Origin of the sequence: Streptomyces sp. NPDC058195 (assembly GCF_042883525.1) — a bacterium.
In the GTDB taxonomy this organism is placed as follows: Bacteria; Actinomycetota; Actinomycetes; order Streptomycetales; family Streptomycetaceae; genus Streptomyces.
Window position 1 is genome coordinate 151,766 of the sequence record NZ_JBHVVM010000016.1, and the last position, 8,542, is coordinate 160,307.

General features: G+C 72.6%; 6 protein-coding genes, 1 tRNA gene and 1 pseudogene. 3 read left to right on the top strand and 5 right to left on the bottom strand.

Annotated elements, in window-relative coordinates:
- Nucleotides 1-184: 184 nt before the first annotated feature.
- The 3 genes from ACFVWY_RS21220 to ACFVWY_RS21230 form a co-directional block, all read right to left on the bottom strand.
- Nucleotides 185-1,159 carry a ribose-phosphate diphosphokinase gene (locus tag ACFVWY_RS21220; RefSeq protein ID WP_389874590.1) on the bottom strand — a complete coding sequence of 325 codons (975 nt, stop codon included), beginning with the start codon at nucleotides 1,157-1,159 and terminating at the stop codon, nucleotides 185-187.
- Between the two features lie 118 nt (nucleotides 1,160-1,277).
- On the bottom strand, nucleotides 1,278-2,726 hold the full coding sequence (gene glmU / locus ACFVWY_RS21225) for a bifunctional UDP-N-acetylglucosamine diphosphorylase/glucosamine-1-phosphate N-acetyltransferase GlmU (protein WP_389874591.1): 1,449 nt from the start codon (nucleotides 2,724-2,726) through the stop codon (nucleotides 1,278-1,280).
- Between the two features lie 109 nt (nucleotides 2,727-2,835).
- A tRNA-Gln gene (locus tag ACFVWY_RS21230) sits at nucleotides 2,836-2,908 on the bottom strand.
- 529 nt (nucleotides 2,909-3,437) lie between these two features.
- Here ACFVWY_RS21230 and ACFVWY_RS21235 point away from each other — a divergent pair.
- Nucleotides 3,438-4,754 (top strand): sensor histidine kinase, encoded by a 1,317-nt coding sequence (locus ACFVWY_RS21235; protein WP_389874593.1) that lies wholly within the window; start codon nucleotides 3,438-3,440, stop codon nucleotides 4,752-4,754.
- Nucleotides 4,755-4,960: 206 nt separating this feature from the next.
- On the opposite strand, the gene ACFVWY_RS21240 is transcribed toward ACFVWY_RS21235, so the two are convergent.
- Both ACFVWY_RS21240 and ACFVWY_RS21245 read right to left on the bottom strand, forming a co-directional pair.
- Nucleotides 4,961-5,494: an SUKH-3 domain-containing protein gene (locus ACFVWY_RS21240; protein ID WP_389874595.1), complete on the bottom strand. Its 534-nt coding sequence runs from the start codon at nucleotides 5,492-5,494 to the stop codon at nucleotides 4,961-4,963.
- Nucleotides 5,495-5,504: 10 nt separating this feature from the next.
- Nucleotides 5,505-6,029: a YwqJ-related putative deaminase gene (locus ACFVWY_RS21245; protein WP_389874597.1), complete on the bottom strand. Its 525-nt coding sequence runs from the start codon at nucleotides 6,027-6,029 to the stop codon at nucleotides 5,505-5,507.
- 360 nt (nucleotides 6,030-6,389) lie between these two features.
- Between ACFVWY_RS21245 and ACFVWY_RS21250 the strand changes: the two genes are divergently transcribed.
- Both ACFVWY_RS21250 and ACFVWY_RS21255 read left to right on the top strand, forming a co-directional pair.
- Nucleotides 6,390-7,367 (top strand): SMI1/KNR4 family protein, encoded by a 978-nt coding sequence (locus ACFVWY_RS21250; protein ID WP_389874599.1) that lies wholly within the window; start codon nucleotides 6,390-6,392, stop codon nucleotides 7,365-7,367.
- Nucleotides 7,368-7,372: 5 nt separating this feature from the next.
- A pseudogene (locus ACFVWY_RS21255) lies at nucleotides 7,373-8,542 on the top strand (hypothetical protein); the annotation flags it as partial.

Genomic DNA, 8,542 nt, shown 5'->3' on the forward strand with positions numbered 1-8,542 from the left:
CTCCTCGTGGGGTGACGAAATCGGAAGGTCACCCGGCCACGACTGGCCTGCTACGAAGAGCGCGTCGATAACGGACCGCCGTACCCATGGGTACGGCCTCCCTCGCCGAGCAACTCAGTGAGTCTACCCGGCGAAGGAGGCCGCCCCAAAGTCGATCTTCGCAACCGTTGGTTTCCCGCTGGTCCTACTGCTCCTCGAAGAGGCTGGTCACCGAGCCGTCCTCGAAGACCTCGCGGACCGCGCGCGCGATCGTCGGCGCGATCGAGAGCACCTTGATCTTGTCGAGCTCCAGCTCGCCCGGGGTCGGCAGAGTGTCGGTGAAGACGAACTCGCTGACCTTGGAATTCTTCAGCCGGTCCGCGGCCGGACCCGAGAGCACACCATGGGTGGCGGTCACTATGACGTCCTCGGCGCCGTGCGCGAACAGGGCGTCGGCGGCGGCGCAGATGGTGCCGCCGGTGTCGATCATGTCGTCGACCAGGACACAGACCCTGCCCTTCACGTTGCCGACGACCTCGTGGACGGTCACCTGGTTGGCGACGTCCTTGTCGCGGCGCTTGTGCACGATGGCCAGCGGGGCGTCCAGCCGGTCGCACCAGCGGTCGGCGACCCGCACGCGGCCCGCGTCCGGGGAGACGATCGTCAGCTTCGTGCGGTCGACCTTGGCGCCGACGTAGTCGGCCAGGATCGGCAGCGCGAACAGGTGGTCCACCGGGCCGTCGAAGAAGCCCTGGATCTGGTCCGTGTGCAGGTCCACGGTGAGGATGCGGTCGGCACCCGCCGTCTTCATCAGGTCGGCGACCAGGCGGGCCGAGATCGGCTCGCGGCCACGGTGCTTCTTGTCCTGGCGGGCGTACCCGTAGAACGGGACGATCACCGTGATGGAGCGGGCCGAGGCGCGCTTGAGCGCGTCCAGCATGATGAGCTGCTCCATGATCCACTTGTTGATCGGAGCGGTGTGGCTCTGGATCAGGAAGCAGTCGGCGCCGCGAGCGGACTCCTGGAAGCGGACGTAGATCTCACCGTTGGCGAAATCGAAGGCCCGGGTCGGCACGAGACCGACACCCAGCTGGTGTGCGACCTCCTCGGCAAGCTCGGGGTGGGCGCGGCCGGAGAAGAGCATCAGTTTCTTCTCGCCGGTCGTCTTGATCCCGGTCACAGCACAGTCTCCTCAGACGTGGTCCTGGCCCCGCGCATGTGTCCCGATGTGCGACGAGCCAGCCGAAATGGGGTGAGCATCTATCACGGTACGCCGTGCTCGGCGCGCCTGTTTCCGGTCAGCTTTCGCTCGTGTGCTCCGAGGTCGCGGCCTGAGCCGCCTGCGCGGCGCCGCTTCCCGGCCGCTTGCGAGCCACCCAACCCTCGATATTCCTTTGCTGGCCGCGTGCGACAGCCAGCGAACCGGGCGGTACGTCCTTGGTGATGACCGAGCCCGCGGCGGTGTAAACGCCGTCCCCGACCGTGACGGGAGCCACAAACATATTGTCCGCTCCGGTACGGCAGTGGGAGCCGATCACGGTGTGGTGCTTGGCTTCGCCGTCGTAGTTCACGAAGACGCTCGCGGCACCGATGTTGGTGTGGTCGCCGATCGTGGCGTCGCCGACGTAGCTCAGGTGCGGGACCTTGGTGCCCTCGCCGATCGTGGCGTTCTTCAGCTCCACGTACGTGCCGGCCTTGGACTTCGCGCCGAGCCGGGCGCCGGGCCGCAGATAGGCGTACGGGCCGACCGTGGCGCCCGCGCCGATCTCCGCGCCGTCCGCCACCGTGTTGTCGACCCGGGCGCCCGCGCCGACCTGGGTGTCCTTGAGCCGGGAGTTCGGGCCGACCTCGGCGTCCTCGCCCAGGTGGGTGGCGCCGAGCAGCTGCGTGCCCGGGTGCACGACCGCGTCCCGCTCGTACGTCACGGTGACGTCGATCAGCGTGGACGCCGGGTCCACGACCGTCACCCCGGCCGTCATGGCCTGCTCCAGCAGCCGCTGGTTGAGCAGCCGCCGGGCCTCGGCCAGCTGGACCCGGTTGTTGATGCCGAGGATCTCGCGGTGGTCCCCGGCGACCGAGGCGCCCACCCGGTGGCCGGCCGCGCGCAGGATCGACAGGACGTCGGTGAGGTACTCCTCGCCCTGGCTGTTGTCGGTGCCGATCTTGCCGAGGGCGTCGGCGAGGAGCGGGCCGTCGAAGGCGAAGACCCCGGAGTTGATCTCCCGGATCGCGCGCTGGGCGTCGGTGGCGTCCTTGTGCTCGACGATCCCGGTGACCGCGCCGTCGGCCGGGTCGCGGACGATGCGGCCGTAACCGGTGGAGTCGGGGACCTCGGCGGTCAGGACGGTGACGGCGTTGCCGTCGGCCGCGTGGGTGGCGGCGAGCGCGCGGAGCGTCCCGCCGGAGAGCAGCGGGGTGTCGCCGCAGACCACGATCACGGTCCCGCCGACCGAGCCGCCCAGCGCGTCGAGGCCGACGCGCACGGCGTTGCCGGTGCCCTTCTGCTCGGGCTGGTGGGCGGTGCGCAGCCGCTCGTCGACGGTGGCGAGATGCGCGGTGACCTGCTCACCGGCGTGGCCGACGACCACGACGAGGTGCTCGGGGTCCAGCTCGCGGGAGGCGGTGACGACATGTCCGACGAGCGAGCGCCCGGAGATCTCGTGGAGGACCTTGGGAGTCTTCGACTTCATGCGGGTGCCCTCACCCGCTGCGAGGACGACGACGGCTGCCGGGCGATCGGAGCTCACGGAAATGCCCTTCGGCTTCGGGTGGTGGACATCCGAAGGATACCGGGGGGCTGTTGGGCGGGCATGGGTACGGGCCCCGACCTGCTGGCCAGGGCCCGTACTTCGTGGGCTCCGCCGCTAGGACTCGAACCTAGACCGAACATCTCCAAAGGATGCCGTGCTGCCGATTACACTACGGCGGATCACTGTGTCAGACCTTACCCGAGCCGGAGTTGGGCTTGGCTAGTGAATCCGCGCCAGTACTCCTCCATACGACGATACAAGTCGGCGCTTTTGGACACCCGGACGACGAGACGTCCCCTGTGCTCCGCACCCCCGTTCTTCCGTACGGTCCGGGGGCCGTGTTCCTTCACTGCGCGAGCCGCTTCTGACGGAGGCGGCGGTCTCCCGCCGGCCGCTGCGACGCGTCCTGACTGCCCTCCGCCCGGCCCCGGGCCACGTCTGCGGAGAGCCGTCGTCGTTCCCCTCCGCGGGCCGGGGCCCTTCCGGCGTAAAAGCGGTCGCCGGCTCGCGCGGACTGCCCGGAGCCGGCGTATCCGCTCGTGATCTTCGTCATGCGGTGAGCGTCTTCCGGAATACGGGCGTCCGGTGCGAAAGGCCGCTCAATTCGCCATTTCAAGCGATAAGTGGTTGTTCCGTCTTTGAGTGGGGGCCGCCCGCACTGTCCCGGTGACCCGGAAGGGAGCGGTGGGCGCCCGTAGGGTGGATGCCATGACCGCAACGGGGGCAGACCAGGAAGCGGCGGGGCAGACCACCCGCGGTTACTGGTGGTGGGAGCGGCGGCGCAGTGTCGCCCTGGACGTGGGGCTCGGGCTCCTCTCGGCGCTGGAGTGCGCGGTGGAGGGGGTGGACTTCGCCGGGGACGCCGGGCTGCCGGTGCCGGTGGGCGTGCTGTTCGGGCTGCTCGTGGGATCGGTCCTGGTGCTGCGGCGGCGCTGGCCGATCGCGGTGGTGCTGGTGGCGATCGCGACGGCACCGGCCGGGATGGCCTTCCTGATGGGGCTGGTCGGCCTGTACAGCCTGGCCGCCTCCGACGTACCGCGCCGGATCACCGCCGTGCTGAGCGGGATGTCCCTCGCGGGCTCGTTCATCGTGACGTACGTCCGGCTGCGCCAGAGCGTGGCCGAGCAGGCGGACTTCGGGCCCGACGACTGGTACGTACCGCTGATCTCGCTCTTCATGTCGCTCGGGCTGACCGCCCCGCCCGTGCTGCTCGGCCTCTACATAGGGGCCCGGCGGCGGCTGATGGAGAGCCTGCGGGAGCGGGCGGACTCGCTGGAGCGGGAGCTGTCGCTGCTCGCGGACCGGGCCGAGGAACGGGCGGAGTGGGCGCGTGCGGAGGAGCGCCACCGGATCGCCCGGGAGATGCACGACGTGGTCGCCCACCGGGTCAGCCTGATGGTGGTGCACGCCGCCGCGCTCCAGGCGGTCGCGCCGAAGGACCCCGCCAAGGCGGTGCGGAACGCGGCCCTGGTGGGGGACATGGGGCGGCAGGCGCTGACGGAGCTGCGCGAGATGCTCGGGGTGCTGCGGGCGGGGGAGCCGGTGACGTCCCGCCCGGCCGGAGTGCCGCTGGCCTCGGTCGGCCAGGCGGCTGCCGCCGCCGCGGCGGCAGCCACGGAGGACGGACCACGTCTGCACGAGGTCGAGATCCTGGTGGGGGAGTCCCGGGCGGCGGGGATGACGGTGGAACTGTCGGTGGACGGCGAGGCGCGCACGTATCCGCCCGAGGTCGAGCAGACGGCGTACCGGGTGGTGCAGGAGGCGTTGACCAACGTGCACAAGCACGCGGCGGGCGCCAGGACCTGGGTGCGGCTGGCGCACCGGGGCGCGGAGGTCGCGATGCAGGTGGAGAACGGCCCGTCGGACGCGGCGACGGTGGACGCGGGGCTGCCGAGCGGCGGCAACGGGCTGGTCGGCATGCGGGAGCGGGTGCTGGGGCTCGGTGGCGTCTTCGTCTCGGGACCGACGGACGCGGGCGGCTTCCGGGTGTCGGCGGTCCTGCCGGTACAGGGTTCGGCGGCCTGATCCGTTCCGGGCGGGTCCGTTCCGGGCCGGATGGCTTGGTCCGGGGCCGGGGCCGGGGCCGGTTCGGGGTCCGGCGGCCCGACCCCGGGGGTCGGGCCGGGATCAGGCCGGTTCCGTGCGGTCCGGTTCCGCGTGGTCTGGTTCCGTGCGGTCCGGTTCCGCGTGGCCCGGAGTGGCCCGGTCCGGTTCTGTGCGGTCCGGCCGGATCAGTGCGAGACCAGGCGCTCCGGCTGGATGCCCGAGACGAGGGTGGCCAGTGCCTGGTCGATGTCCGGGCCGAGGTACCAGTCGCCGGTGTGGTCGATGCTGTAGACGCGGCCCTCGGCGTCGATCGCCAGCACCGCCTGTCCGTCGCCCTCCTCACCCAGCGGGCTGACCTCGGTCTCCAGCGCCCGGCCGAGATCGCCGAGGGTGCGGGCCAGGTGGAGCCCGCTCAGCGGGTCTATGCGTACGGGGGCGGGCGCGATCTGGCGGCCCGGGGCGGAGGCGGCGATGCGCAGTCCGCCGAATTCGGCCCACGCCTCCACGGCCGCGGGGAACACCGCGTGCCGGTGACCGGCGGGGGAGGTGTGCGAGCTCAGCGCGTCGGCCCATTCCTCGGCCTGGCGGATGTTCCAGCGGCCCGGTTCCCAGCCGGCGGCGCGCAGGGCGGCGTCCACGGCGACGGGGAAGCGGGTGGAGGCGTTCCGGTCGCGTCCCGCGGGGCCCGGCTGTGCGGGCAGGTCGGTTCGGTCGTGCATCGGCGTGCGGTCAGCCCTTCTCGGCGGTGGTCGCGGCCGTGGGCGTCGCCAGGTCGACGGGGCGTACGCCGAAGTGGGCGAGCATGGCCGCACAGGAGCGGCACGGGGGCGCGTAGCTGCCGTGCATGGGGTCGCCGTCCTCGCGGATGCGCCGCGCGGTGAGCCGGGAGTGCTTGAGCGCGCGCCGGGCTTCGCCGTTGGTCAGCGGCTTGCGCTGGGCGCGCTTGGAGCGGGTGGACTCGGCGGCGGTGAGCTGCCGGGAGAGGAGTATCGCTTCGGGGCAGCGGCCGGTGAAGCGTTCGCGCCGACCGCTGGGAAGGGTGTCGAGGAAGTCCTGGACGAGCGGGTGCAGCACGGGGGGCAGGTCGCCCTTGCCCGCAGTGCAGGTGAGTGTCTCGCCGCGCACGGAGAGCGCTGCCGCGACCGCGGGCAGAATGCCGTCGCGGCGGTGCAGAAGCCGGGGCGTCCGGCTGCCGTCGGCGCTGCTCCAGCTGAGGCGCGGATCTCCGGATGTGACTGATTGTGCAGTGTGCATTGGTGCTTTCCCTCCCGTGCCGGCAGCGGTAGCTGCGCGATGTGCACGCCCCCGAGTTGCGGTGACAGCCTGCCAAATGTCCGGGCTGGTGTGGAAGCTGGGGCGGTGAAACGTGTCTTCGTGTCGCGTGTCGAGCGGCTTCGTACCGCGCCTCGGAGGAGCTTTTAGGCAGGGGCCGGTGATGGGCGCGTCGCCCGTCCGTCACGCCGTTGTGACGGTTGGTGACGGTCGTGCGGAGGGCCGCGCAGGACGGGTCACACGGGCAAGACCCGCCCTTGCCTCACCGCATAGGCTGTGCCCGGACCGCCGCCCTCGTGCGGGCCGGTCCTCACCAGCCAGACGCAGCAGGGGGCAACCGCCATGACGACAGGTCGGCTCGGGCAGCAAGCCGCGCCACCGAACGCGGCCTACGCCGGGCAGCTCGTGCATTTCCCGGACCCGGTCCGGGCGTCCCGCCATTCCGGCGGTGTGCGCATGGACGGGAACGGCAGCCCGGTCTTCACGCCGTACGCGCGTGCCGCCGCCGAGATCGCCGAACCGCCGCAGGGCTTCGGGGTCGACGAGCTGCGGCTCACCGACTACGTCTCGGCGAACGCGGCGCTGGCGGCGAGCGGCCACGAACTCTGGGACACCATTCCCGCGGTCGCCACCCCGCACGGCTGGACCTGGCACCACGTGCCCGGCGGTCGGCGCATGGAGCTGATCCCGGTCGAGGTGAAGGCGCTGCTGCGGCACCACGCCGGGCTGGCCGGTACGGCCGTCGACCACACCAAGCGGGGCACCCGCCCGTTGCAGGAGACCCGGCCGACGCACTTCCGGCTGCCGAAGGGCGCCGTGGCGGTGAGCGAGTCCCAGGTCCTGGGCGTCGAGGAGGACCTCGGCTACCGGCTGCCGGGCGCCTACCGCTCGTTCCTGAAGGCGGCGGGCGGTTCGGCACCCGCCGGCGCGGCGCTCGACGCGGAGCTGGGCCTCCTGGTCGACCAGCCGTTCTTCACGGTGCGCGAGCAGGCCGCGGTGAACGACCTGGTGTACGTCAACAAGTGCCTGCGCGATCACCTCACCAAGGACTTCCTGGGCGTCGGTTTCGTCCAGGGCGGCATCGTCGCGGTGAAGGTGCGGGGCAACGGCGTGGGGTCGGTGTGGTTCTGCGCCTACGACGACGCCCGGGACCAGGACGGCTGGGCCGTGCAGGACCGGGTGGACCGGCTGCTGCTGCCGTGCGGTGCCGATTTCGACGCCTTCCTCCAGCGGCTGGCGGGCAACCCGCCGGAGCTGGAGACCGTGGCGAACCTGATGGTGGACGGTGGCTTCGCGCGGGCCGTCCCGGTGGAGGGGTGAGCGCGATGGTGACCTTTGCGCAGGCGCAGGAGCGCGCGGACGAGTGGATCAACGGCGACGTCCCGGCGTACCAGCACCGCGAGGTGCGGGTGCGGGAGTTCGAACTGGGCTTCGTGGTGTGGGGCGAGGACCGCGCGGAGGGCCCCGTCTCGGACGGCGGCCGTCAGCGGCTGGTCATCGCCCGTGACAGCGGTGAGGCCACCCTGTGGCCGGGCCTGCCGGTGGGCGAGGTGATCCGGCGGTACGAAGAGGAGTACGGCGCGCAGGCCGCGGCGGCCACCGCCGCTCCGGAGACGCCCCAGCGGATCGACCTGAACCAGACGTCGTTCCTGTTGAGCCCTCCGGAGTGGCTCCAGGAAGCGGCCGACAAGCTGGGCATCCCGGACCGCCGCGAGGGCGCCGCGCCGTCGGCCGCCCCGGCTTCGCAGGGCGGGCCGGTCGCGTACGAGCCGACCGCCAACGACGGCGTTCCGGCGGCCCCGCCCGCCGCCCCGCCCGTAGCTCCGCCCCCGCCCCCGCCCCCGCCCGCGGCTCCGCAGGCGCCCCCGCAGGGCGTGCCGGACGGGGCGACCCCGTGGGCCGGTACGGACACGAACACGGGCACGGACTCCGACGACGCGGAGGTGCCGCTGCCCGCCACGGTGTTCGCGCCGCCGCTCTCGGGTGCCGATGACGAGAACACCCCGCCGCCGGTGGTCCCTGCCGACGCGCCGACCGCTCTGATGTCGGGGGGCAGCCAGCTGCCCCGGACCGCGTTGGTGCCGGGCCTGCCGTCGGCTCCGGGCGGCCCGGGGGCTCCGCTTCCGGGTGCTCCGGGCGGCGGTGGCATCGCCGACGCGACCACCGGCAAGGCCGCCGTGCCTCCGCACGGTTCGCGTGGCGGTGCGCCGACCCCGCCTCCTCCGGGCGCTCCGGGGGTGCCGGGAGCCGGTCCCGGTGCTCCGGTGCCGCCGCCCTCGGGGCCGGGTGCGCCCGGTGCTCCGGCGGGCGGGTACCTGCCGACCCAGCTCGCCCCGCAGGTCGGTGCGCCCGGCGCGCCCGTGCCGCCGCCTGGTCCGCCCGGTCCTCCCGGCATGCCCGGTGCCCCTGGTGCTCCGGTGCCGCCTCCGCCGCCTGGTTCGACGCCGCCTCCGGGTGGTGGGGTGCACCATGCCGCGACGATGCTGGCCGATCCG

What these genes read in the sequence shown, in the direction of transcription:
- ACFVWY_RS21235 (WP_389874593.1), top strand. Translation starts at nt 3,438, where the DNA reads ATGACCGCAACGGGGGCAGACCAGGAAGCGGCGGGGCAGACCACCCGC.
- ACFVWY_RS21240 (WP_389874595.1), bottom strand. Translation starts at nt 5,494, where the DNA reads ATGCACGACCGAACCGACCTGCCCGCACAGCCGGGCCCCGCGGGACGC.
- ACFVWY_RS21245 (WP_389874597.1), bottom strand. Translation starts at nt 6,029, where the DNA reads ATGCACACTGCACAATCAGTCACATCCGGAGATCCGCGCCTCAGCTGG.
- ACFVWY_RS21250 (WP_389874599.1), top strand. Translation starts at nt 6,390, where the DNA reads ATGACGACAGGTCGGCTCGGGCAGCAAGCCGCGCCACCGAACGCGGCC.